Annotated in this window: 20 protein-coding genes; 10 read left to right on the forward strand and 10 right to left on the reverse strand. The window is 71.2% G+C overall.

Features of this window, described 5'->3' with window-relative positions:
- Positions 1-57 precede the first annotated feature (57 nt).
- The gene (locus ACZ5VQ_RS29750; RefSeq protein WP_469107571.1) at positions 58-1,521 is read left to right on the forward strand and encodes a cytochrome P450; all 1,464 of its coding nucleotides are present in this window, start codon (positions 58-60) and stop codon (positions 1,519-1,521) included.
- A gap of 6 nt (positions 1,522-1,527) precedes the next feature.
- Here ACZ5VQ_RS29750 and ccrA read toward each other — a convergent pair whose 3' ends face one another.
- The 4 genes from ccrA to ACZ5VQ_RS29770 form a co-directional block, all read right to left on the reverse strand.
- Positions 1,528-2,829 carry a crotonyl-CoA carboxylase/reductase gene (ccrA, locus tag ACZ5VQ_RS29755; protein ID WP_469107572.1) on the reverse strand — a complete coding sequence of 434 codons (1,302 nt, stop codon included), beginning with the start codon at positions 2,827-2,829 and terminating at the stop codon, positions 1,528-1,530.
- Positions 2,830-2,917: 88 nt separating this feature from the next.
- The gene (locus tag ACZ5VQ_RS29760; protein ID WP_469107573.1) at positions 2,918-3,931 is read right to left on the reverse strand and encodes an alpha/beta hydrolase; all 1,014 of its coding nucleotides are present in this window, start codon (positions 3,929-3,931) and stop codon (positions 2,918-2,920) included.
- Between the two features lie 13 nt (positions 3,932-3,944).
- Positions 3,945-8,111 (reverse strand): alpha/beta fold hydrolase, encoded by a 4,167-nt coding sequence (locus ACZ5VQ_RS29765; RefSeq protein WP_469107574.1) that lies wholly within the window; start codon positions 8,109-8,111, stop codon positions 3,945-3,947.
- The gene (locus tag ACZ5VQ_RS29770) at positions 8,108-9,841 is read right to left on the reverse strand and encodes a fatty acyl-AMP ligase (protein ID WP_469107575.1); all 1,734 of its coding nucleotides are present in this window, start codon (positions 9,839-9,841) and stop codon (positions 8,108-8,110) included. The genes ACZ5VQ_RS29765 and ACZ5VQ_RS29770 overlap by 4 nt, the downstream gene beginning before the upstream one ends.
- A 277-nt stretch (positions 9,842-10,118) precedes the next feature.
- Here ACZ5VQ_RS29770 and ACZ5VQ_RS29775 point away from each other — a divergent pair, with 277 nt between their 5' ends.
- Complete coding sequence (locus ACZ5VQ_RS29775; RefSeq protein WP_469107576.1) at positions 10,119-11,555, forward strand: MFS transporter; 1,437 nt, start codon at positions 10,119-10,121, stop codon at positions 11,553-11,555.
- A 102-nt stretch (positions 11,556-11,657) separates the two neighbouring features.
- On the forward strand, positions 11,658-12,911 hold the full coding sequence (locus tag ACZ5VQ_RS29780) for a PucR family transcriptional regulator (protein ID WP_469107577.1): 1,254 nt from the start codon (positions 11,658-11,660) through the stop codon (positions 12,909-12,911).
- Between the two features lie 29 nt (positions 12,912-12,940).
- On the opposite strand, the gene ACZ5VQ_RS29785 is transcribed toward ACZ5VQ_RS29780, so the two are convergent.
- A complete protein-coding gene (locus ACZ5VQ_RS29785) occupies positions 12,941-13,423 on the reverse strand; it encodes a GNAT family N-acetyltransferase (protein ID WP_469107578.1) in 483 nt (160 codons plus the stop codon).
- A 144-nt stretch (positions 13,424-13,567) separates the two neighbouring features.
- Between ACZ5VQ_RS29785 and ACZ5VQ_RS29790 the strand changes: the two genes are divergently transcribed.
- Both ACZ5VQ_RS29790 and ACZ5VQ_RS29795 read left to right on the forward strand, forming a co-directional pair.
- Positions 13,568-13,930 (forward strand): DUF1304 domain-containing protein, encoded by a 363-nt coding sequence (locus ACZ5VQ_RS29790; RefSeq protein WP_469107579.1) that lies wholly within the window; start codon positions 13,568-13,570, stop codon positions 13,928-13,930.
- Positions 13,927-14,490 (forward strand): TetR/AcrR family transcriptional regulator, encoded by a 564-nt coding sequence (locus ACZ5VQ_RS29795; protein ID WP_469107580.1) that lies wholly within the window; start codon positions 13,927-13,929, stop codon positions 14,488-14,490. The genes ACZ5VQ_RS29790 and ACZ5VQ_RS29795 overlap by 4 nt, the downstream gene beginning before the upstream one ends.
- Positions 14,491-14,509: 19 nt before the next feature.
- On the opposite strand, the gene ACZ5VQ_RS29800 is transcribed toward ACZ5VQ_RS29795, so the two are convergent.
- Positions 14,510-15,388 carry a hypothetical protein gene (locus ACZ5VQ_RS29800; RefSeq protein ID WP_469107581.1) on the reverse strand — a complete coding sequence of 293 codons (879 nt, stop codon included), beginning with the start codon at positions 15,386-15,388 and terminating at the stop codon, positions 14,510-14,512.
- An 80-nt stretch (positions 15,389-15,468) separates the two neighbouring features.
- A complete protein-coding gene (locus ACZ5VQ_RS29805) occupies positions 15,469-16,485 on the reverse strand; it encodes a GlxA family transcriptional regulator (RefSeq protein ID WP_469107582.1) in 1,017 nt (338 codons plus the stop codon).
- Between the two features lie 70 nt (positions 16,486-16,555).
- On the opposite strand from ACZ5VQ_RS29805, the gene ACZ5VQ_RS29810 reads away from it, so the two are divergent.
- Positions 16,556-17,506: an NADP-dependent oxidoreductase gene (locus ACZ5VQ_RS29810; RefSeq protein ID WP_469107583.1), complete on the forward strand. Its 951-nt coding sequence runs from the start codon at positions 16,556-16,558 to the stop codon at positions 17,504-17,506.
- 130 nt (positions 17,507-17,636) lie between these two features.
- Here the strand turns inward: ACZ5VQ_RS29810 and ACZ5VQ_RS29815 are convergent, their stop codons facing one another.
- The gene (locus ACZ5VQ_RS29815) at positions 17,637-18,746 is read right to left on the reverse strand and encodes an NAD(P)-dependent alcohol dehydrogenase (protein WP_469107584.1); all 1,110 of its coding nucleotides are present in this window, start codon (positions 18,744-18,746) and stop codon (positions 17,637-17,639) included.
- 45 nt (positions 18,747-18,791) lie between these two features.
- Complete coding sequence (locus ACZ5VQ_RS29820) at positions 18,792-20,249, reverse strand: aldehyde dehydrogenase family protein (RefSeq protein WP_469107585.1); 1,458 nt, start codon at positions 20,247-20,249, stop codon at positions 18,792-18,794.
- A 105-nt stretch (positions 20,250-20,354) separates the two neighbouring features.
- Between ACZ5VQ_RS29820 and ACZ5VQ_RS29825 the strand changes: the two genes are divergently transcribed.
- Both ACZ5VQ_RS29825 and ACZ5VQ_RS29830 read left to right on the forward strand, forming a co-directional pair.
- Complete coding sequence (locus ACZ5VQ_RS29825; RefSeq protein WP_469107586.1) at positions 20,355-20,783, forward strand: MarR family winged helix-turn-helix transcriptional regulator; 429 nt, start codon at positions 20,355-20,357, stop codon at positions 20,781-20,783.
- A gap of 187 nt (positions 20,784-20,970) precedes the next feature.
- Positions 20,971-21,351 carry an anti-sigma factor antagonist gene (locus tag ACZ5VQ_RS29830; protein ID WP_469107587.1) on the forward strand — a complete coding sequence of 127 codons (381 nt, stop codon included), beginning with the start codon at positions 20,971-20,973 and terminating at the stop codon, positions 21,349-21,351.
- A gap of 33 nt (positions 21,352-21,384) precedes the next feature.
- Here the strand turns inward: ACZ5VQ_RS29830 and ACZ5VQ_RS29835 are convergent, their stop codons facing one another.
- Positions 21,385-21,633 (reverse strand): DALR anticodon-binding domain-containing protein, encoded by a 249-nt coding sequence (locus ACZ5VQ_RS29835; protein WP_469107588.1) that lies wholly within the window; start codon positions 21,631-21,633, stop codon positions 21,385-21,387.
- 484 nt (positions 21,634-22,117) lie between these two features.
- Between ACZ5VQ_RS29835 and ACZ5VQ_RS29840 the strand changes: the two genes are divergently transcribed.
- Both ACZ5VQ_RS29840 and ACZ5VQ_RS29845 read left to right on the forward strand, forming a co-directional pair.
- Positions 22,118-22,768: a DUF4230 domain-containing protein gene (locus tag ACZ5VQ_RS29840; protein ID WP_266758159.1), complete on the forward strand. Its 651-nt coding sequence runs from the start codon at positions 22,118-22,120 to the stop codon at positions 22,766-22,768.
- Positions 22,769-22,983: 215 nt separating this feature from the next.
- Positions 22,984-23,607 (forward strand): VanZ family protein, encoded by a 624-nt coding sequence (locus tag ACZ5VQ_RS29845; RefSeq protein ID WP_469107589.1) that lies wholly within the window; start codon positions 22,984-22,986, stop codon positions 23,605-23,607.
- Positions 23,608-23,651 lie beyond the last annotated feature (44 nt).

The following is a 23,651-nucleotide window of genomic DNA, read 5'->3' on the forward strand; positions in this document are numbered from 1 at the left end:
GCGTGGGCATGCATGTCATGATCACACCACCCGAGTTGATCTTGAGGAGACTCACCGATGAGCGGCGTATCAGGTTCTCCCGCCGCGGCACCGACCGCGCCCGGCCGCCTGCCCTTGATCGGACACGGACACCAACTGGCCCGACGTCCCCTGGAGTTCATGAACGCGCTGCGCGAACAGGGCAGCGTCGTGAAGATCCTGATAGGCCCCACCGCCGCGTATGTGGTCACCGACCCGGCCGTCACCCGCCGGGTGCTGGTGACGGAGGTCGACGCGTTCGCCAAGGGCGGCAAAATCATCGACGCGCTGCGGGTGTTCTTCGGCGACGGCCTCGCCACGATCGCCGACGGCGACCTGCACATGAAGCACCGGCGGCTGATGCAGCCGATGTTCAACAAGTCGCACATCGCGACCCGTGGCGACGTCATGATCAGCCACGTACGGACGGCGACCGAGGCATGGGCGGAGGGGGTCGCGCGTGACACGTACGAGGACATGAACGACCTGACGCTGTCGACGTTCCTCGTGGCGCTCTTCGGCTCGGGCCTGCCGGGTCATGTCGAGCAGGAGTTCCAGGGCCTCATGCCGGAGATCATGCGTGGCACGATCCGGCAGACCATCCTGCCCGGTTGGGTGACGAAACTGCCCCTGCCCGCGAACCGCGCGCACGAGCGGCGGGTCGCCCGGCTGCGGACCCTCATCGACCAGGCCATCGACCACCACCGCGCCCAGTTGGCGTCCGCGGAACAGCCCGCGCCGCCGCCCGGCTGCCCCGCCCATCAGGACGGCGTGCAGGCCGAGGGCACCGCGTCGCAGACCGGCCTCTTCTCCACTCTCCTCACGGCCGACGACCCCGAGACGGGCCCCCTCTCCCGCCAACAGCTCCAGGACGAGGCGATCACCCTCCTCACGGGCGCGATCGAGACCACCGGGACGACCCTGGCATGGACCCTGTACGAGATCAGCCGCAACCCGGGGATCGAGCGGAAGCTGCACGCCGAACTCGACGCCGTCTGCGGCGAACGCCCGCTGCGCCAGGAGGACCTGGGCTCCCTGCCGTACATGCGCAGTGTCCTCAAGGAGGCCATGCGCATGTACGGGCCCGCCTGGCTCGTCACCCGGACCACCACGCGGCCGGTCGTCCTCGACGGAGTTCCGATCCCCGAGGGCGCGGACGTCGTATACAGCCCGTACGTCCATCAGCACGACCCCGAGGTCTATGCGGACCCGGCGGCCTTCGACCCGGGCCGTTGGGAGCCCGAGCGCGCCAAGAGCATAAACCGCTCCTCGTTCCTCGCCTTCGGGGACGGCCGGCGCAAGTGCATCGGCGAGGAGTTCGCCTGGACCGAACTCCTCATCGTCCTGGCCACCGTCGTCCAACGCTGGCGGCTGACCCTCACATCCGCTCCCCCCCGCCCCCAGGCCATCGTCACGGTCAAGCCCGACAAGCTCTCGATGACACCGCGGCCGCGGGTCCCGACGAAGGCCCAGGAGCACGAGGAACAACCCGCTCCTTCCTGATGACGGTCATATCCCGGTGAGGCGCTCCCGGCGCTCGGGGTCCATGACCCCGAGCCCGGGCCCGGGAGCGAGCGCGAGTACGCCGACCTTGCCCAGGTGGGTGTTGTTCTGGACCAGGCGGGCCGCCTCGGCCGTGTCGGTGAGCGGGTAGGTCTCGGTGAGGGCGGGGGTGAGATGGCCGAGGTCGAGGAGGCGGCCGACGGCGGCCTGTTCGTGGAGGTTGGAGCCGTGGCTGCCGATGACGCGCTTGAGGCGCATCCAGAGGTACCGGTTGTCGAACTCGTGCTGGTAGCCGGTGCTGGAGCCGCACGTCACCACCGCCCCGCCCCGGCGGACGACGAAGACGGAGACGCCGAAGGTGGCCCGGCCGACGTGCTCGAAGACGATGTGCGGGTCCTCCCCGGTCGCGGCGCGGACCAGCTTGCCGAGCCGTTTGCCGACCAGGGCGGGATCGGCGGGCGGCTCGCTGCCGCTGAGGCCGATCTCCTCCCGGTTGATGACGTGGTGGCAGCCGAGCCGGCGGGCGTACTCCGCCTTCCGCTCACTGCTGACGACGCCGACCGCTATCCCCCCGCCGTTGCGGACGAGTTGGACCGCGTACGCGCCGAGTCCGCCCGCCGCTCCCCAGATCAACACCACGTCGCCCTGGGTCATCCGGGCACCCCGGTCACTGACCAGCATGCGGTACGCCGTGCCCGCGCACAGTGGGTTGGAGGCAGCCTCTTCCCAGGTCAAGTGGGCTGGCTTGGGCAGGAGTTGACTTGTCCGGGCCACGGCGTAGTGGGCCAGTCCTCCGTAGTTGGTCTCGAAGCCCCACGCCAGCATGCCGTTGCCCAGCATGCCGTCGGCGTGGGTCGCCGGGTCCTCCTCGTCGACGTACACGGGGCTCACCACGACGTGGTCGCCGACCCGCCATCTGCGCACACCCGAACCCGCGCGCACGACGACACCGGAGGCGTCCGAGCCGATGACGTGGAAGGGCTGGTCGTGCCTGGCCGCCCAGCGGTCCTGACGGCCGAAGTGCTTCAGGAAGGTGAAGGTCGGGATGGGTTCGAACATCGCCGACCAGACGGTGTTGTAGTTGATGCCGCTGGCCATGACGGCCACCAGCACCTCGTTCGGGGCGAGTTCGGGCATCGGCACCGCACCGATGTGGATGGATTTCCGTACGTCCTTGTCGGCGACTCCGGTGAAGCTGTCGATGTCCTCCGCGCGCAGGTGGGCGGCGGTGAAGCGGTCGGGCGGGGGCAGGTGCTCCAGTTCGGTGCGGGCGGCTCCCGCGACGACTGCCTCGGCCAGGGCATCCATGGTGGTTCCTCCTTGAGGGGATCGACTCGGGTCAGGGGTCCGCTCAGGCCGGGGCCCGATCACGGGTCGGCTCGGGCCGGGGCCCGAGTCAGCTCAGGCCCAGGCCCGCCGCGAGCATGGGCCACGACGCCTTGAACTCCTGTCGCCAGTACGGCCACGCGTGTGCTCCGCCGTTGTAGAAGTGCACCTGGGCCGGGATGCCCAGGGCGTCCAGCCGTTCGGTGAACCGGTGCGCCTGGGACCAGAGGGCGCCTTCGAGCACCGCGCCTTCGAGGTTGTCGAAGTCGCCGCTCGCCAGGCCGCTGCCCTGGGAGATGTACAGGCTGGTGCCCTTGAGGCCCGCGGCCTGCGCGGAGGGGTTGTGCCGGTTCCAGTTGTCCCGGTTGAGCAGCGGGCTGCCCCAGAGCGTCAGCGGCAGCAGTTGTTCCCGGGCGACGATCGCGTTGAGCACGGTCGGCATGCCGAAGGCCGTGGTGTCGAGGATCCCGCTGTACGAGGCGGCCGCGGCGAAGGTTCCGGGGTGCCGGGCGGCGAAGGCCAGGGCGCCGTAGCCGCCCGTGGAGACACCGGCGACGGCACGTTTCGTCCCCGCCCGGTACTTCTGCTGCAGCAGCCCCATCAACTCGTCGACCTGGAACGTCTCGTAGTCCGGCGCGCCGGCGCTGCCGTAGTTCCACCAGTCGGTGGGGATGCCGGTGGGGCCGGACGACGGCATCACGGTGATGACGTCCTGGCCGGCGAGGAAGTCGACGACGTCCGTCTCCCTCGTCCAGGACGTGTAGTCGTCGTGCGCGCCCTGGAGGAGATAGAGCACGGGCCAGGTGCGGTCGGGCTGTGCGGCGTAGCCGGTCGGCAGGACCACCCGTACCGGCAGGGACGCACCCACCGCCGGGGAGGCGACCGTGAGGTCGACGGTTCTGGCGTCGAGCCACTTCTCGGCGACGACCGTGGCACCCGCGGCCACCGCGGCCGCGGGAGAGGCCGTGGCGGGTGAGGCCGTAGCGGGTGGGGCCGTGAGCACCGCTCCCGTGCCGAGCAGCGCCGTCGTCACCGCGAGCGCGGCACATCTCCGCCTGCGAGCCATACGAGTCGTACGAGTCATGGGGCAAGTCCCTTCAGGAGTCCCGCAGATCGCGTGTCAGCAGTGCGGCCAGCGTGTCGACGACCGGTGGGTCGAGCAGCGACAGATGGTGGCCGGGCAGCGGGACGACGGTCAGGTCGGCGCAGTGCGCCTCCCAGCCGAGCGTCGCGTCGCCGCGTTCGTAACGTGGGTCGTGGACGGTGTGCGGGGCGGGCTCGCTCGCCCGGTAGAGCAGGGTGCGGCCCGCGTAGCCGCCGGGCCGGTGGCGCTCGCCGCTGCGCAGGTCCACATAGGAGGTCCGCTGGTGTTCGAGGACCGCCTCCGGCAGTTCGACGGCGTCCTGCAGCACCTTGATGACGAGGTCGATCCGTCCCGCGTCGTCGAGCCCGGCGAGTTCGTCGTACGGCAGGTCGAGCGCGGTGCCGTAGGTGCGTGCCACGTACGCGGCGAAGTCCCGGAAGTGACGCAGGGCCAGGTCGGTCGTGGTGAGGCGGGTGGGCAGGGGCAGTACCGAGTCGAGCAGGACGAGGGCGGGGACTCTGCCGTGCGGGGCGAGAAGCCGGACCGCCTCCTGGGCGACCAGACCGCCGTACGACCAACCACCAAGGACCCAGGGGCCTTTGGGCAGCCGCTCTCGTATCCTCCGGACGAACTCCGCGGCCCGGCCCGGCACATCGTCGGGGTCGGGCTGACGGTCGAAGCCGTACACCGGGCGGTCGCCGTCCAGGCACTGGGCCAGCCGGGCGTACACATCGGCGGAGCCGCCTGCGGCGTGGGCCAGGAAGAGGGGGATACCGGGACCGGTTCCCGGGAACGCGCGGAGAGGGGTCGGGGCGTCGGGCCGCGTCGCGGTCCCTTCTCGTACGAGCATGTCGGCTCCTCCTCGTACAAGCGGGTCGGCGGCCGAACTCACCGCCGTCCCCCGCTCTTTCGGATCTCCGGGCGTCGTCTGCCGTCCCGGGTAACCGGCCCTCTCCGCTTCTCCTCCGGTCTCCAGCAGCCCGGCCACGGCCCTCAGCGTCCCGCGTCTGAGCAGCACCCCCGGCTCCACCTCGATGCCGAACTCCCGCTCCACCGCGGCCCGTATGCGCACGGCCGTGAGGGAGTCCAGCCCGAGGTCGGTCAACGGGGTGTCGGGGTCGAGGCGTTCGGGGCTGTAGCCCATGACTGCGGCCACGCACAGCCGGAGCCGTTCGAGAGGACCGGCGGCCGGGTCGAGAGGCGCCGCCCAGGGCGGTTCCTCGGACGGCTCCTCCCCCGCCCAGAAGCGGCGACGGCGCCAGCGGGGCGGCGGGACGTCCACGATGCGGCCCTCGGGATGCAGTCCCTCCCTCGGCCGGGCCACCCGTACGCCGTGGACGAGCAGCGTGGCCAGCGAGGTACGGAAGGTGAGCGCGTCGTCGGTGTCGCGGCGCAGCGTGGGCACGATCAGCGCGTCGTCGGCGCCGGCATCGCGCAGGGTGTCGGTCAGCGGGTGCAACTGGGTTGCGTGCGGGGCGACTTCGACGAAGACGCGGTGGCCGTCCTCGGCGGCGGCGCGCACCGCCTGCGCGAAGCGGACGGGGTTGCGCAGATTGGCCGCCCAGTACTCCGTGTCACAGGGCACGGTCTCGCGGGGATCACCGAGCGCGGTGGAGTACCGGCGACAGCGGGGCGCGGACTGCCGGACCTCGCCCAGCTCCCACGCGAACTCCGGTAGCAGCGGCTCGACTTCGGGTGAGTGGCCCGCTCCCGACACGCCCAGCGAACGGGCGAAGCCGCCGCTCTCGGTCACCCGGGCGACCAGTCCGGCCACGTCCTCGGCCGAGCCCGTGACCACGCTCTGCGCGGGTGAGGAGTGCACGGCCACTTCCAGGGTTGTGAACTCCTTCGCCAGCAGCGGGATTTCGGCCGCCGGTAGCTCCACGACCGCCATGGCTCCGCCGGTCATCCGGGCCAGCAGCCGGGAGCGTACGGCGACGATCCGGGCGCCGGTGGCCTCGTCCAGCGCGCCCGACACGACCGCCGCCGCGATCTCGCCCAGCGAGTGGCCGATGACGGCGTCGGGTTCCAGGCCGTACGAGCGCCACAGTTCGGCGAGGGCGACCTGGACGCCGTAGAGCACGGGCATGACGGTTGCGGGGGTCGAAAGGTCTGCGTCGGGTTGGAGGCCGGCGCGCAGGGAGAGCCCCGCGTGGTAGCGCACGATGGCTTCCAGCCGGTCGACGGAGGCCGCGAACGCCGGTTCCGTCGCGAGGAGTTGACGGCCCATGCCGGGCCACTGCGAGCCGTAGCCGGAGAAGACCCACACCATGGGTCCGGGTCCGCCCGGCCGCCCTTCCCCCGTGACCAGCCGCGGGGAGGGGTGGCCCGCCACGAGGCGGCCGAGTGCGGTGCGGGTCTCGGTGCGGTCGCGGGTGACGAGAGCGGCGCGATGGCGGCCACGGCCGGTGCGCCCCGCGAGCGTGCGGGCCAGGTCGGCGTCGCGTACGCGCCGGCTGTCGGGGGTGTCCAGCCAGGCGGCCAGCTCACCGGCGTAGGCACGTACGCGCTCCTTGGTCGGCCCGTCGAGCAGGAGCAGCGCGGGGCGTTCGGCGGGCCCTTTCGCCCGGGCGGCCGGGCGGTGTTCGGCGAGGACGACGTGGGCGTTCGTACCGCCGAAGCCGAAGGCCGAGACGCCCGCGGTGGCCGTGCCCGAGTAGCGGGGCCAGGGTTCGGGCGAGCCGACCACGCGCAGGCCGAGCGCGTCGAGGTCGGCATGCGGACCCGGGCGGGTGAAGTGCAGGTGGGCGGGGATCTCGCCGTGGTGCAGGGCGAGCACGGTCTTGATCAGGCCCGCGATACCGGCGGCCGCTTCCAGGTGGCCGAGGTTCGTCTTGGCGGAGCCGATCAGAAGGGGCTGGTCCAGGGCGCGGTCGCGGCCGAGCACGGCGCCGAGGGCGCTCGCCTCGATGGGGTCGCCGAGTGCGGTGCCCGTGCCGTGCGCCTCCACGTAGTCCACGGTCCTCGGGGCGGTGTGCGCCTCGGCGAGGAGGGCGCACTGGGCCTCGGAGTTGGGGGCGGTCAGGCCGTTGGAGCGGCCGTCGGAGTTGACGGCCGTCGCATGGACCACCGCCAGGACCCGGTCACCGTCTCGTTCGGCGTCCGCGAGCCGTTTCAGTACGACGACTCCGCAGCCCTCGCCGCGTACGATCCCGTCGGCCGCGGCGTCGAAGGCCTTGCAGCGGCCGTCCGGGGCGAGGGCGCCCGCGCGCTGGAAACCGAGGGTGACGGCGGGGGTCAGAAGCAGGTTCACCCCGGCGGCGAGCGCCGTGTCGCTCTCGCCCGTCACCAGGCTGCGTACGGCGTGGTGCACCGCGACCAGCGACGACGAACACGCCGTGTCCACGGACAGGCTGGGGCCGCGCAGGTCGAGGGCGTACGACAGGCGGCCCGCGGCGATGCTCATGGACGCGCCGGTGGCCGTCCAGGCGTCCACGGCGTGGAGGTCGGCGGTCGTGAGGTGCGCGTACTCGTTGCCACCGATACCCACGAAGACACCGGTGCGGGTGCCCGCGAGCGCGGGCGCGCGGACGGCCGCGTGGTCGAGGGCCTCCCGGGTGACTTCGAGGAGCATGCGGTGCTGGGGGTCCATGGCGGTCGCCTCGTGGGCGGGGATGCCGAAGAACTCGGCGTCGAAGCCGGCGATGTCGTCGAGGCCCCCGAGGAACGCGCCGTGCCGGTTCACGTCGTCCGGCAGCCGTTCCGGGTCTCGGAGGAAGGGGTCCCAGCGGCCGGGCGGAAGTGTGCCGACGGCGTCGCGGCCCTCGGTGAGGAGCCGCCAGTAGGCGTCGGGGGACGTGACACCGCCGGGGAGGCGGCAGCCGACGCCGATGACGGCGACGGGGGTCGGTTCGGTTCGGAAGGTGCCGGTCGACTGTGGCTGGTCGCGCCCACCCGGCGGAGCCACGTATGTCACAGCCCCGAGCCCCTTCGAGGGCGGCGCGGTCGCCCCCAGTCGTCTCACCAGTGCGTCGATCGTCGGTGCCTCCCACAGCAGCGTGTCCGGCAGCAGCCTCCCGGCCAGTGCGCTCAGGTCGGCCGTCAGCGCCACCGCGTCCCGGGAGGTGAGTCCGGCCTCCGCCAGGGGCCTGTCGTCGGGGAGTTGGCCCGAGCTGACGCCGTACCAGTCCTGGAGCCGCCCCGCGACCAGCTCGCGGATCTCCCTGCGCGACACGCTCATCGCGGCCCGAACTCGCCGTCGAGGAAGCGCGCCCGGGCAGCATCGCGGGACACCTTGCCGCTGCTCGTGCGGGGAACGGAGCCCGGTGGCACGAGCCGCAGTGAGCCGAGGCGCAGTCCGTGACGGGCGGAGATCGCGGCGCGCACGACGCGTTCGGCGTTCCGGGTGTCCTTCGGCGTCGGATCGGTGTCGCGCCGGTGCTCCGCGACCACGACGAGATCCTCGCCCACGTCGTCCGCCCGGATCACTCCGAACGCGGCGAGGTGGTCCCGGCGGATCAGGGCCACGGCTGTCTGTACCGTCTCCTCGATGTCCTGGGGGTAGTGGTTGCGCCCGTCCACGATGAGTACGTCCTTGAGGCGGCCGGTGACGAGCAGCCGCCCGTCGTGCAGGGCGCCGAGGTCGCCGGTGCGCAGCCAGTCCCCGGCCGCGCCGAAGCCGAAGGTCTCGGCCGTGAGTCCGGCGCGCTTCCAGTAGCCGCGCCCGATGTTGGGGCCGCGCAACTGGATCTCGCCGACCAGCCCCTGCGGCAGCTCGGCACCGTCCCGGCCGACGATCCGCAGCTCCTGCCCGACGGGCGCCCCGCACGGGACGAGCACGGCCGCCGTCTCGTCCGACGTCTCCTCGATCCGCCCCTCCGTGAGCGCGTCGGGGTCACAGGCGACGGATGAGGACGGCTCGTCCCGGGAGCTCGCGGTCACGAACACGGTGGCCTCCGCCAGGCCGTACGCCGGACAGTGCGCGGCCGGGTCGAGCCCGGCGGGCGCGAACGTCGTGTGGAAGCGGTCCACCGTCGCGGCGCGCACCGGTTCGCTGCCGTTGATGAGCACCCGTACGCGGTCCAGGCGGAGTTCGTCGACGAGCGCGGGGTCGGTGCGGGCCACGCAGTAGTCGTACGCGAAGTTCGGGGCGGCGCTGACGGTGCCCTCGTACGAGCCGAGGAGGCGCAGCCAGCGGGCGGGGTCCCGGAGGAACGCCGAGGGGTCCATGAGGACGGACGGGAAGCCGCCCACGACGGGCGCGGCGATGCTGAGGACGAGGCCCATGTCGTGGAAGAGGGGCAGCCAGCCGACCGTGGTGGCGGCGTCCGGATCGGCGATGAACGCGTCAATGGCCTGGCGGGCGTTGGCGACGACGTTGGCGTGGCTGATCATCACGCCGGCCGGGCTGCGGGTGGAGCCGGAGGTGTACTGGAGGTACGCGACGTCGTCCGGCTCGGGGGCGCCCGACGGTTCGCCCGAATCGATGAACCCGCCGCGCTGGAGCGGGAGTTGGTCCACGGGTACGACGGGGACCTCCGGCAGGCCCCGTTCGCGGATGAACTCGCCCGTCGCGCGGGCCGTTTCGGAGTCGCTGAGCAGACAGGCCGGTTCGCAGTCGGCCAGGACTGCCGCCAGTCTCCCTTCGTGGCCGGGGAGTTGGGGGCCGAAGAGAGGTACGGCGATGACGCGGGCGTACAGGCAGCCGAGGAAGCCGGCCGCGTAGTCGAGCCCCTGGGGCAGCACGAGGGCGGCGCGTTCGCCGGGCGAGGCGACCTGGACGAGCCGGTCGGCGACGGCCCTGGCCCGGGCGTCGAGGGCACGCCACCCGAGGGCGCGGTGCACTCCGGTGGGTGCGCTGTCGGGGAAGTCGACGTGGCTGAAGGCGCGTTGCTGCGGCCGATGTCTGGCCCAGTGCCTCAGGTGGTCCGTGAGTGAGGCGGATGCGGCGGCGGGCCGGACGGAGGTCATGGGGGCTCCAACTGGGTCGGCGGCGGCGCGAGTTGAGCGAGAGCGAGGGAAGCGAGTTGAGCGAGAGCGAGGGAAGCGAGGGGGACGTGCGTCCGCTTGGGGCGGTGCCCCAGGTTCCGCCTCCGGGCGAGGGGCGGGTTAGACGACGTGCTGACAGTTCGTCTTCCGCCTTCTGTCAGTTCGCTGACAAAGGCGTGCCGTCGATTCCATGCCGTGGGCCAGAGCCCGGGCGGCGCTCGCGCGCCGACAATCCGTGCGACGGCGGAAGGAGCGTCTTGTGGGACGTGCACGGCTGTTCGCGCTGTTCTCCCTGCTCACACTGACCGGGTTCATCACGACGCTCGACAACACGGTCATCAATGTGGCCCTGCCGACCGTGCAGCGCGAACTGGGCCTGACGGTGCCCGACTTGGAATGGGTGGCCGCCAGTTATGTACTCAGTTTCGGCGCGCTGCTGCTGCCCGGCGGGCGGCTGACCGATCTGCTCGGGCGCAGACCTGTGTTGGCCGCCGGTGTCGTGGTCTTCACGGCGGCGTCGGCGGCGGCCGCCCTCGCCGACAGCGGGGGCACGCTGATCGCGGCCCGTACGGTGCAGGGGATCGGGGCCGCGCTGGTCATCCCGGCCTCGCTCGCCGTCATCGCGGTCGACCTGCCCGCGCGACTGCGCGCCACGGCGGTCGGCCTGTGGACGGCCGCGCTGGCCGTGGCGCTGGCGCTGGGACCCGTGGTGGGCGGCTTCGTCACCCAACGGTGGGGCTGGGGCTGGGTGTTCGCGCTCAACGTCCCGTTCGGGCTGATCGCGCTGCTGCTGATGCCGGCCGTCCCCGACCGGTCCGCACCTCGGCGCGGTGGCCTCGATCTGCCCGGTGTGCTGCTGTCCGTGCTCGCGCTCTATCTGCTCACCTACGGACTCGTGCGCGGCCAGGAGCACGGGTTCGGCACCGCGCCCGTACCGCTGTGCCTGGGTGTTTCGGCGGCCGCCGCCTGCGTGTTCGTCGTCGTGGAGGCACGGACCTCGCGGCCCCTCGTCGAACTGCGGCTGCTGCGCGACCGGTTCCTCACCGGCGGAATCGTCGCGCAGGTGCTGTGGGGCATCGGCGTCAACGGGGTGTTCTTCTTCACCGCCCTCTATCTCCAGCGGGTGCTCGGCTTCTCGCCGACCGGGGCGGGGCTCGCGTTTCTGCCGCTGGCGGGCGCGCTGCTGCTGGGGACGCCGGTGGCCGAGCGGGCGGCCCGTGCACTGGGCGCGCATGTGTCGATCGCGGGTGGCCTCTGCATGGTGGCGGTCGGTCTGCTGTACGTCTCGGGAGCGGGTGCGCGGGCCGGTTTCTGGGATCTGCAGCCGGGGCTGCTGCTGATCGGCTGGGGTTCCGCGTTCACCACTCCCCTGACCGTGCGCAGTCTCGACCGGGTTCCGGAGTCGGGGATGGGGATGGCGACCGGTCTGGTGAGCGCGGCGCGCGAGGTCTCCGGTGTGTTCGGGGTGGTCCTGGTGGGCGTGGTCCTCACCCGGCGTGAGAGCGCCGAGCTGCGTTCCGGCGCCGATCCGCGCGGCGCGTTCCTGGAGGGCTACGACCTCGGTCTCCGGCTCGCGGCGTGCTGCGTACTCGCGGGTGCGTTCGTGACGCTGGTGACGCTGCGCCGTCGTGGGCGTCATCGGCGGGTGGTGGCGCGGAGCAGGATCCGGAGCAGGATTCCCCTTGTCATGAAGTGACAAGCCCCCGGTGCATGTCTGTCAGTCGCCGATGAAGCTGGGCAGAATTCTTGCGGGTATCGTCACCGTGCCCCACTTCCCGTGCGCAGAAGGAGCCGCTGCGTGACCGGATTCCGCATGCTGGAGAAGATCGAGGCCACGAACGCCACGGCGAGGGCCGAGGAGGCCCAGGGCCCGTTCAAGGCGTTCCCTTCGGGTCTGCACGACCATCTCAGACCCTTCTTCGACGACATCACCGAAGAGGTCGTACGGGCGATCAGAACCGAGATACCGGAGTACGCGCGGCCTACGGACGACACGTACATGCAGGTCGTGCACCAGGGCGTGGAGCACGCGCTGCAGGGGTTCCTGGAGCGCATGGCGAAGCCGGACACCGACTGGGAGCCGGTGACGGCGACCTATCAGCGCATCGGCCGCGGCGAGGCGGACGAGGGGCGCAGCCTCGACGCGTTCCAGTCGGCGCTGCGGCTCGGTGCGCGCGTGACATGGCGTCGGATCAACGCGCTGGTCGACGCCGATCTGCTGCCGCGTCATGTGCTGGCCGCGTTCGGTGAGGCGCTGTTCCTTCACCTGGACGAGATGGCGGCCGCGACGACGGCCGGGTACACGGAGGCGCGGCTGCACGCGGCCGGTGAGCTGCAGCAGCGGCGTACGCGGCTGATCGATCTGCTGATCGTGGACCCGCCCGCGTCGGTCGCGGCCATCACGGATCTCGCACACACCGCGCAGTGGCCCGTGCCCCGTTCGCTGGCCGTGGCCGTCATCGATCAGGGGGCGCAGGCCGGGGCGGCGCAAGCGCCCATCGTGCCGCCGGAGTTCCTGGCGCGGTTCGACGTACGCCCGGCCGTGCTGGTGGTGCCCGATCCGGAGGGCCCGGGAAGGGCACGTGCCGTCGCCGGTGCGCTCCAGGGCCTACGGGCCGTCATGGGGCCGAGCGTCGCGCTCCAGGAGGGGGCGAGGTCGCTGCGGTGGGCTGCCGAGGCACTCGATCTGGCCCGGCGGGGTGTGCTGCCGGACACGGAGATGGTGCGCTGCCGGGACCATCTGGCCACGCTGATGCTGTTCCGCGACGAGGCGCTGGTGGAGGCGATGGCCGACCGGCATCTGCGCCCCCTGGACACCATCCGGCTGCCCCAGCGCGAGCGCCTCGCGGAGACACTTCTCAGCTGGCTGGAGTGCGGCCACAACGCGAGCGAGGTGGCCGCCCGTCTCGCCGTCCATCCGCAGACGGTCCGCTATCGCATGCGCCAGCTCGACGAGTTGTTCGGCGACCGACTCCATGACCCCACAACGCAGTTCGAGATGCAGCTGGCGCTGCGGGCGTTCAAGCTCCGGAGGGCGGCCCGGGCACGGTGAGCCTCACAGCGGCCGGCCGAGGGTGACGGTCACAGCGTCTGGCCGAGGGTGAGCGTGTGCGGGCCGAAGCCGTTGCGCTCGTAGAACCGGATCGCGTCCGCGTTGGCCGCGTACGTGGTCACCTCCGCGAGCTGGGCGCCCTGTTCCCGCGCCCAGCCCAGGAAGGCCGCCACGAGTCGCGCTCCCGTCAGGGTGCCGCGGTGGGCCGGGCGCACGTACAGGCTGTGCAGGGTGGCGATCTTCGCCGGGCGCATGGCCGAGCCCTCCGCGACCGTGCCCACCAGGTGTCCTACGACCTCCCCGTCCCGCTCGGCCACGAGCGACAGCCGGGCCGGATCGTCGATGCCCGAGGCGAATCTCTCCGCACCCTGCGCGAGAGGCCAGTCGATGTCGACGGTCGTGTCCCTGGTGCCCGCGTCCTCGGCGAACAGGGCCGCGCTGGAGGCGACGAGTGCCGGGATGTCCTCGGGGCGGGCCCGGCGGACGAGTGGCTGGTCGTGGTGGTCACTCATGGGACAGGACGGTAGCGGCCGGGTCTGACAGTGCCACCGGGCAGCGCTCCTCGACGCGTGAGATTTCCTGGACAGATGTCCATGTATAGTGGACACCTGTCCAGGAAACCCCAGGAAATTCCGCCTTGAAGGAGCCCACCCCCCATGCAGACACTCGCGAACGTGCTGGTCGGCCTCGTCGCCGCCCTGCACGCGTACATCCTGGTTCTGGAGATGTTCCTGTGGGAGAAGAAGCCGGGGCGCGGGCTGCACGGGTTCGACCCCGAGATGGCGAAGGCCACCGCCGCGCTCGCCGCCAACCAGGGGCTCTACAACGGCTTTCTCGCGGCCGGCCTCGTCTGGGGGCTGATCGCCGACGACCCCACGGGCTTCCGCGTACAGATCTTCTTCCTGGCGTGCGTGATCGTCGCGGGTGTGTACGGCACGGTCACCGCGAACCGTCGCATCCTCTTCGCGCAGGCCCTGCCCGGCGCGCTCGCCCTGACCGCCGTCCTCGTCGCCCGGTGACCTCCGACCCCAGGGCCGATCCCAGGGCCGAGCGCACCCGGGCCAAGCTGCGCCGGGCCCTCCTAGACGAGTGCGCCCGACGGCCGCTCGCGGAGGTCAGTGTCGCCGCACTGGTGCGCGCGGCCGGGGTCGGCCGGGCCACGTTCTATCTGCACTACGCCGACCTGGAAGCGCTGGCCGTCGACGCCTGCGCCGATGTCGTACGGGACGCCGTGGACGCCCTGCACGCCTGGCGCGGCAGGCCCGACCCCAGGTCGGCGCCGGACGCCCTGCTCACGTTCTTCGCGGGTCTGCCTCCTCATGCCCCGCTCTACCGCGCCCTGTTGAGCCCGGGCGGCGGCGGACCGCTGGGCCGCGTACTCCACCAGGACCTGCGGGCCCGCAGCCTCGCCGAGCGTGAACTCGTCGGCGCGCCGGAGGCCGCCCTCATCGCCTCCGCCGTCGCCGCGACCTTCGCGGGCGTCCTCGCCGACTGGCTGCACGGGCTCGTCGAGGCCGCCCCCGAGGAGATCGCCCACAAGGTGTGGCGCCTGCTCGTGGCGCTGCACGCGAGCCGGTAGGCCGCCGCCGGACGGGACGTCAGTCGCAGCCCACCCCCTTCTTCACCGCCGGCCACGCCTCCACCCCGTCCGGCGTGCGGACGTACGCCTTCTTCTTGTCCGCCGTCAGCCACAGCTCCCGCTCTCCGTGGCGGTAGCCGGTGTCGCGGGCGCCGTCGGGCAGGGAGACATCGCCGTCGTACGGGGCGGTGAGCAGCCCGGACAGCACGCCCTCGGGGTCACGGGCGTACAGCACGCGCTTGGCGCCGTGCCCGAGTTCGAGGAAGTGGGCCGACTGCCAGTCGCAGTGCTCCGCACCCCGGGAACCGCTGATGGTGGTGACCGGAAGGCGACGGCCGCGTGCGTCGGTCCAGACCTCGTACCCCTGGTCGTCGGTGAAACCGTCGGGGAACTCCGCCGGGTCGCACGAGGCCGTCGTCTCCGGGCCCCAACCGGGCCGGTTCGGTTGGTCCTTGGCGACGATGACAGCCACCTTTGTCTCGCCGCCGACGTCGTACGAGAACAGCACCCGGTCCCCGTCGTCGCGCTCCACGCGGTAGCCGGACCTCGGAACATCCGGCTGCTCGATGTCGAAGTACGCCTCAAGCCCTTCCGCCGGGGTCGAACCGCCGTCGCCCTTGCTCCAGTTGCCCCCGAACCCGCCCGAGTGGATGTCCCCCTCGCACTCCAGAGCCAGCCCCGCCGCGCCCGACTCCGCCTCGGTCGCCCGTTGGCTGTCCTCGTCGTACTCCTTGTGCGGCACGCGCAGCGGTCCGCTGTAGGGCGTGGTCGACACGGGTCCACCGTCGAGGAGCCCTCCGTCGGTGTGCCCCTTCTCGCTCTCCACCAGCACCGTCACAAGTGTCGCGACCGTCGCGATGCCCGCCACCGCCAGTCCGCCCGCCTTGATCCCCCGCATAGCGCCGTCCCCTGCCTGCCGTGTCGCCGTGTCCCTCCTCCGACGCACGGACCCCTCAGGACGTTCGGACGGAGTTCGCTTCAGCCCTGCCGGGCCGTCTGGAACGTACGCCGGTAGGCCTGCGGTGAGACGCCGATCGCCGCGTGCAGATGCTGCCGGAGCGAGGTGCCGGTCGCGAAGCCGACCTCGCCCGCGATCTGGTCCACCGGCAGATCGCTGGCTTCGAGCAACTGCCGTGCGCGGACGACGCGTTGCTGGATGAGCCAGCGGCCGGGACTCATCCCGACCTCGTCGTTGAACCGGCGGGCGAACGTACGCAGGCTCATCCGGGCGTGCGCGGCGAGATCGCCCAGGGTCAGCGGTTCGCCGAGGCGTTCCAGGGCCCACTGCCGGGTGGCCGCGGTGCCCGCGTTCGAGGGTTCGGGCACGGGCTGCTCGATGTACTGGGCCTGGCCGCCGTCCCGCCACGGCGGCACCACGCAGGACCGGGCCACGCGGTTGGCCAGCTCGCTGCCGTGGTCCTTGCGCACGAGGTGCAGGCAGACGTCCACACCGGACGCGGCTCCCGCCGAGGTGAGGAGGGAGTCCTCGTCGACGAACAGCACATCGGCGTCCAGGTCCACGTCCGGGAACATCTTCCGGAACAGCGGGGCCAGCTGCCAGTGCGTGGTCGCCCGGCGTCCGGCGAGCATCCCCGCCGCCGCCAGGACGAAGGCGCCCGTGCAGATGGACACGATCCGGGCGTCCGGCCGGATGGCCCTCAGCGCGCTGGTCACCGCCTCGGGGAGATCATCAGTGAGCTGCGACAGGGCGAACGGCGGGATGACGACGGTGTCGGCCGTACGCAGCGCTTCGGGGCCGTGTTCGACGGTGATCGAGAAGTCCGAGCTGCTGCGCACCGGCTGCCCGTCGACCGTGCAGGTCAGGATCTCGTACCGGCCCTCGGCCGAGCCGAAGACCCGGTTCGGGATGCCGAGTTCGAAGGGGTAGACCCCGTCCAGGGCCAGGACGACGACCCGCTCGACGGGTCCGTCGTACTCCCCGCGCCGGGAGGTCTCGGTGGGGTCGGGGCGCTCCCCGCATTGCGTCTGCAGCATGGCACGATCCTATCGAACAATGGCAATCATGCCATTTCCTCGGCTGTCGTGGCCCGGCAGGCTGGAGCGCATGAGCACTGAGAACACGATGCGCGCGATCAGTCAGGACGTCCTCGGCGGTCCCGAGGTCCTCAAGGAAGTGGAGCTGGAGATCCCGAGGCCCGGGCCGAGCGAAGTACTGATCCGGGTGCACGCGGCGGGCCTCAACCCGACCGACTGGAAGCACCGGGCGAACGGCAACTTCCTCGGAAAGCCGCCGTTCGTCCTCGGCTGGGACGTGTCCGGCGTCGTCGAGGCGGTCGGCCTCGGCGTCACCCTCCACAAGCCGGGCGACGAGGTCTTCGGCATGCTGCCGTACCCGTACGGCGTAGGGGCGCACGCCGAGTACGTCACCGGCCCCGCGCGGGCCTTCGCACACAAGCCGGCCGAGGTCGACCACACGCAGGCGGGCGCGATCCCGCTAGCCGCGCTGACCGCCTGGCAGGCGCTGGTCGACACGGCGGACGTCCAGCCGGGGCAGCGGGTGCTGATCCACGCGGCGGCCGGCGGAGTGGGGCATCTCGCCGTGCAGATCGCCAAGGAGCGCGGGGCGTACGTGATCGGTACGGCCAGCGCGGGCAAGCACGAGTTCCTGCGGGGCCTGGGCGTCGACGAGACCGTCGACTATCGGGAGACCGACTTCGCCGAGGTCGTGCGGGATGTCGATGTCGTGCTGGACACCGTCGGGGGCGACTATCGGTCGCGGTCGCTCAAGACCCTTCGGCCGGGCGGGCTGCTGGTGTCGATCCTGCCGTCCGGATCACCGGCCCTCGCCGAGGAGGCGCAGGGGCTCGGTGTGCGGGCGATCGAGCTGCTCGTGGAGGCCGATCAGGCCGGGATGCGGGCGATTGCCGAGCTGGTCGCTGCGGGGCGGCTGCGCGCCGCGGTTGCCGAGGTGTTTCCGTTGGCCGAGGCATCGAAGGCGCATGCGCTCGGGGACACCGGGCGGACCGTGGGGAAGCTTGTTCTTCAGGTTCGGTAGGACCCTGTGGGGCGCGGGTACCACAGGTGGTGTTGAGCTGCGGGCCGGTTGTGGCTGGTCGCGCAGTTCCCCGCGCCCCTTTCAGGGCGCTCAGGTGAACGTCGGTACCTGAGCGCCGCCTACGGGGTGCTCAGCTGAACGTCAGTACCGGCTTGATCGTCTTGCCCGCGGCCATGTCCTGGACCGCCTGGCCGATGTCCTCGAACGCGTAGGTGCTGATCAGCCGGTCCAGCGGCAGGCGGCCCTCGCGGACCAGTTTGACCAGGGCCGGGATCGCGGTCTGTGTCTCCTGGTCTCCGAGGGTGAGACCCACCAGCCGCTTGCCGCCGAGCATTCCGTTGACGTCCAGGGCGACCTCGGAACCGAAGGGCGGGGCGCCGACGATCACCGCCGTACCGCGGGCGGCGAGCGCGTCCACGCCCTTGCGCAGGACGATGACGTTGCCGGTGGTCTCGACGACCCCGTCGGCCCCCGCCCCGCTCGTGATCAGCTGGACCGCCTCGACGATGTCCGCCTCGTTGGCGTTCACAGTGTGCGTGGCGCCCAACTCCCTTGCCAGCTCCAGCCGTTCGACGACCTTGTCGACGGCGATCACCGTGGTCGCGGGCGTCAGCGCCGCGGCCATCACCGCCGACAGACCGACCGCACCGGCGCCCAGGATCACGACCGTGTCGCCCGTACGGGGCTCCAGGACGTTCCAGACCGCGCCCACCCCTGTCTGTACGCCGCAGCCCAGCGGTGCGAGGGACTCCAGCGAGATGTCCCTGTCGACCTTGACGAGGCTGCGCTCGTCCACCAACGCCCGCTCGGCGAAGGAGGACTGGCCGAAGAAGTGGCCGCCGAGCGGGGCCCCGTCGCGGCTGATGGTGGCGGAGCCGTCGGCGCGGCGTCCGCCGAGGAGGTTCAGCGGCAGCCAGGTGGCGCAGTACGCCGGGTGGCCGTCGCGGCAGTTGCGGCAGGAGCCGCATGAGGTGAAGGACAGCACGACGTGGTCGCCGGGCTCGATGCCCGCGACGTCCGGGCCGACGGCCTCGACGATCCCGGCGCCCTCGTGGCCCAGTACGCCGGGCAGCGGGAACGGCAGGCCGCCGCTCGCGACCCCGAGGTCCGTGTGGCACAGGCCCGCGGCCACGATCCGGACCAGGACCTCGTGGGCGCGGGGCTCGTCGAGCTCCACGTCGGCGAGGGTGAAGGGCGCTCCCCCGGACTCGACCACGGCTGCGCGAGTGGTGGTGGACATACTGCGAACTCCCTTGGATGAGGGTGGGTCTGGCTGCGGGGGCGCTCAGTCGAACGAGATGACGACGGACTTGACCTTGGTGTAGGAGGCGAGCGCCTCGGGCCCGTACTCGCGGCCGAAGCCGGAGGCCTTGACCCCTCCGAAGGGCACTGCGGGGTCGAGCATCGCCCAGTCGTTGACCCACACGATGCCCGCCTGGAGCCGGTCGGCGACGCGGTGCGCGCGGGCGAGGTCGGTGGTCTGCAGGCCCGAAGCCAGGCCGTACGGCGTGGAGTTGGCCAGTGCGACGGCCTCGTCCTCGGAGTCGAAGGGCTGCACGGTGAGGACCGGGCCGAAGATCTCCTCCTGGACCACCCGGGAGTCGTTGGACAGGCCCGCGATGACCGTGGGCTTGTAGTAGAAGCCGCCGTTCAGGTCGAGGCGCTCACCGCCGCACACGATGCGGCCGCCCTCCTTGCGGGCCAGTTCGACGTACTCCTCGACCTTCCGCAGGTGCCTCTCCCCCGCCATCGGACCGACGACGGTCTCGGGCTCCCGCGGGTCGCCGACCGGTACGCCGGGGACGGCGTCGGCGAGGATGCCGACCACGGTGTTGTAGAGGGGGCGCGCGACCAGCAGGCGCGGGCCGCCCATGCAGAACTGGCCGGTGTTGAAGACGAAGCCCTTGATGACCGCGCCGATGGCCTTCTCGACGTCGGCGTCCTCGAAGACGATGTGCGCCGCGTTGCCGCCGAGCTCCATGGTGACCGACTTCAGGCCCTCTCCGGCGACGCTCGCCGCGTGGCGGCCGACCGCGGTGGACCCGGTGAAGGCGATCTTGTCGACGCCGGGGTTGCGCAGGAGCGCCTCGCCCGCGACCGGTCCCGTGCCGGTAACGACGTTGTAGACACCGTCCGGAACGCCCGCCCTCTGGAGCAGACCGGCCATGTAGAGGGCGCTGAGCGGGGTCTCCTCGGCCGGCTTGTGCACGACCGTGTTGCCGGCCGCGAGCGCCGGGGCGATCTTCGAGCCGGCGAGGATCAGCGGGAAGTTGAAGGGCGTGATCGCGGCGACGACACCGATCGGGCCCGGCTTGGTGTAGGCGAGGCCGTTGAGCGGGGTGTCCCTGGTCGCGCCGTCCAGGGTCCAGGCGAGGGAGGCGTAGTACTCGTAATCGTTGGCCGCGTTCGTCACGTCGACCGCGTGGCACAGCGTGATCGGCTTGCCGACGTCCAGGCTCTCCAGGGCCGCGATCTCGTCCGCGTTCTCCCGGATCAGTTCGGCGACGCGGTGCAGCACCCGGCCGCGCTCACGACCGCTCATCGTGGCCCACCGTCCGTCGTCGAACGCCTTCCGCGCGGCGCGTACGGCCGTGTCGACATCGGTGGCGGAGGCCTCCGCGACCGTCGTGATCACCCGGCCGGTGGACGGATCGAACACGTCCGTACGCGCTCCGTCGGCCGCCTCGCGCCACTGTCCACCGATGAACAGCTGCCCGGGCCCGCTCTCGAAGGTGGTCGTCATTGCCCACTCCTCAGCCTCGATCGCCAAGATTTCAACCAACAGGTTTCCTGTTGGTTCGCAGTCTCTTTACAGACAGGTTTCCTGTCAATGCCCTAGGCTGAACACATGGTCGTCACCAAGGCACCCCCATCACTCCTGTACATGGTCAAGCAGGTGGAACTCGTCGTGCGGTCCCGCCTCGACGAGTTGCTGAAGCCCACGGGGATCACAGCACTGCAGTACACCTCGCTCACCGTCCTGGAGCGGCACGACGGCCTGTCCGCGGCACAGCTCGCACGCGACTCGTTCGTGACCGCGCAGTCCGTGGCCGATGTGATCCGGTCCCTGGAGACCCGCGGCCTCGTACGGCGCGAGCGCAATCCCCGCAACCGCCGAGAGCTGCTGATTCTCCTCACCGAGTCTGGCCGCGATCTGCTCACTCGGCACGCCGAGCCCGTGCGGGAGCTGGAGGAGCGCATGGTCCGGGATCTCACGGCACACCAGACGGACCAGTTCCGGCAGGCGCTGTCGAAGGCATGGCAGTCGCTGTCCTGAAACTGACGGGCGACACGTCCGGTAAATCGAAGACATATGTCAATCGAACATGCTGAAATTCACCCCATCGAGGGTAACTTGCTGAGTGGGGAACGGTTGGGTGGCCTCCAGCCGCACACGGCCGCGTCTGCGCTCACAGAACGACGTCATCCTGGCCCCCGGTGACCCTGTTGGAGGTGATGTCGTCGTGCGCAACGAGTCCGCGCCGTTCACTCCTCATCTGCGTGTCCACCAGGACCGCGGGCACACCGTGCTGGAGTTCCACGGAGAGATCGACATCATCGCGGCGCTGGACATCGTCCCGGCCCTGGACGCGGCCACGGGACACCCGGCCGCGCGGGTCGTGCTCGACCTGCGGCACATCGACTTCTTCGACTGCTCGGGCCTGCGCCTGCTCTACCGCGCCCGGCGCCGGGTCCTCGCCCGGGGCGGGCAGCTGCACCTGGTCTGCACCCACCCGCTGACCCTGCGCATCCTGAACGTGACCGGGCTCGACGACGTGCTGCCTCCGCTGTCGAGCATGGACGAGGTCCTCGGCCGGCCCGAGGCCGCCTCGGAGTCCTTATGACAGCGCGCCGCCACCAACGATCCGACGCATGACTCACATTCGTTCCGGTGCCGAGACACCGAGCAGTTGCAGCCCGTTGCGCAGCACCAGCCTGCTGGCGTCCGTCAGCCACAGCCGGGCCCGGGTGCGGTCGTCCGGGTTCTCGCCGGCGCGTGGCAGGACCCGGCAGGCGTCGTAGAAGCGGTGGTACGTGCCGGCCAGCTGTTCCAGGTAGTGCGCGACGCGGTGCGGCTCGCGCAGGGTGGCGGCGGTGGCCACGACCTGCGGGAACTCGGCCAGCATGCCCAGCAGGTCGGCCCCCGTCCTTGACCAGGTTGACCAGCTGGCCGATCAGGATCTCCAGGTGCGTTTCCGGGTCATCGCCGAAGCAGGCTGCCATGGCCCGCATCCGGCCGACATGTCCGGCGTGGTCGGCGCCGAGCATGATGACGACCCGGTCGAAGCCCCGGGACCGCTTGTTGAGGTAGTACGCGCGGCCCACAGCACCTCGGAGCCACACACGAGCCGAAGATCCTCTCCCCTTGGATGCTCTGCGACTCCACTGGCGGGCCACCGTGCAGGAGTCGCCGTTGAAGTCTCACGTGACGTCTGAGGGCAGAGGAGCGGAAGACCCCTTGTGCGGCCGTCCGTTGCTCGTGGTGCGTCCCGGGTATCAGCCCTCGCACCAGGCAGTCACCGAGGTCCTTACGCAGTCAACCATTCGGTCAACACGCCTGTCTGGCCGGGGATTTGAGGGGCACTAGGAAGGAGGAAGGAGGACGGCCACATGACGACGTCCCTGAAGCGCATGCCCGGATGGGCCAAGATCCTGAGCGCGGTCGTGCTGGTTCTGGTGATACTCGGTGCCGGACTGCAGCTGAGCCTGCTGCCCGGGCTGCGTGACGTTTTCCGCGAGGAGACCCACGACCGGACAGGACCCACGCTCCTCAAGTCCATTCAGGACATGAGCCGTTACGACGCCGCCTCGGGCAACTTCCAGGTGGTGGTGGATCTGGAGAAGGACACCAAGTACCTCCCGGACGCGGTCCGTGGCACCCGCACCCTGTACGTGGGCGCGGGCACCGTGGACGCCTATGTCGACCTCGGAAAGATCCGCGACGAAGACGTGAAGGTCAACAAGGACCGCACGTCGGCCACGCTCAGGCTCCCCCACGCCGCCCTGGGCAAGCCCGCACTCGACCCCGACCAGTCCTACGCCGTCTCCAAGCAGCGCGGCCTCCTCGACCGGCTCGGCGACGTCTTCTCGGACAACCCGAACGACGAGCGGGCCGTCCAGCGGCTCGCCGCCCGGCACATCGGCGACGCCGCGAAGAAGACCGAGCTGACCGCCCGCGCCGAGGAGAACACCACCGGCATGCTCAAGGGGCTGCTGGGCTCCCTGGGCTTCAAGGAGGTGAAGGTGACCTACGGGTCATGAGCCTCGCTCCGTGACTCCGGCCCGTAACCTCGGCCCGCGCACGCTCGTCGACGCCGCCGTCGCCTCTCCGGACCGAACACACCGATCGCCCCGGCAGCACGAAGGAAGGCCGGGGCGATCGGCGACTCAGGCCCGGCACACATGTCCTCGGCATCCTCGACCCCTTTGGGGGTAATCGCCTGTCATCGGACGGCAGTTGAAAACTGGAGGGTTGAATGGCCCGCGCAGTGTCTCGCCCACGCACCGCACTACGCCTCCGCTCCACGTCTCATTCCGGCGCCAAGAAGCCCAGCCCTCGTACCAAGAAGTCGCGCTCTCCCGACAGCAAGTCCGCCCCCCGCTCGTCGACGGCTCCGGGCGAACGACGGCCACTCCCCTTTGTCGTACGGATCCTGGTCATGCTCGTCGCCTTCGCGGCCATGGTGGCTTTCGCCGCCGCGCTGGCGCGCATCACGTTGCAGCCGTCGCCGGCCTCCGAGGCCCTGACACACAGCAACCTGCATCCGGGCCGTTCCCTGCGCGCATATCTGGACCAGCCCGAACTGCGCGACGCGTTCAGGCAGATCGGCGGCAACCTTCTCCTCGGCATCCCCTTCGGGGTGCTGCTGCCCGTCCTGGTCCCCAAGGTGCGCGGGATCCTGCGAGTGCTCCTCCTCACGGCGATCGTGATGACGATGGTCGAGCTGGTGCAGGGGGCGGTGATCACCGGGCGCGCCTTCGACGTCGACGACGTCATCCTCAACACCAGCGGGGCGCTCGTCGGTTACCTGCTCCTCGGCCGTCGGCTGAACCGAGCGGTGCACCCGCGCAAGCGCCGCCGCAAGAAGTCGGAGGCGTGAACGTCCGAAGGCTCGAAGGCGTGGGGGCCGGCGTCAAGTGGTGA

The organism is Streptomyces sp. NPDC033178 (assembly GCF_055577685.1).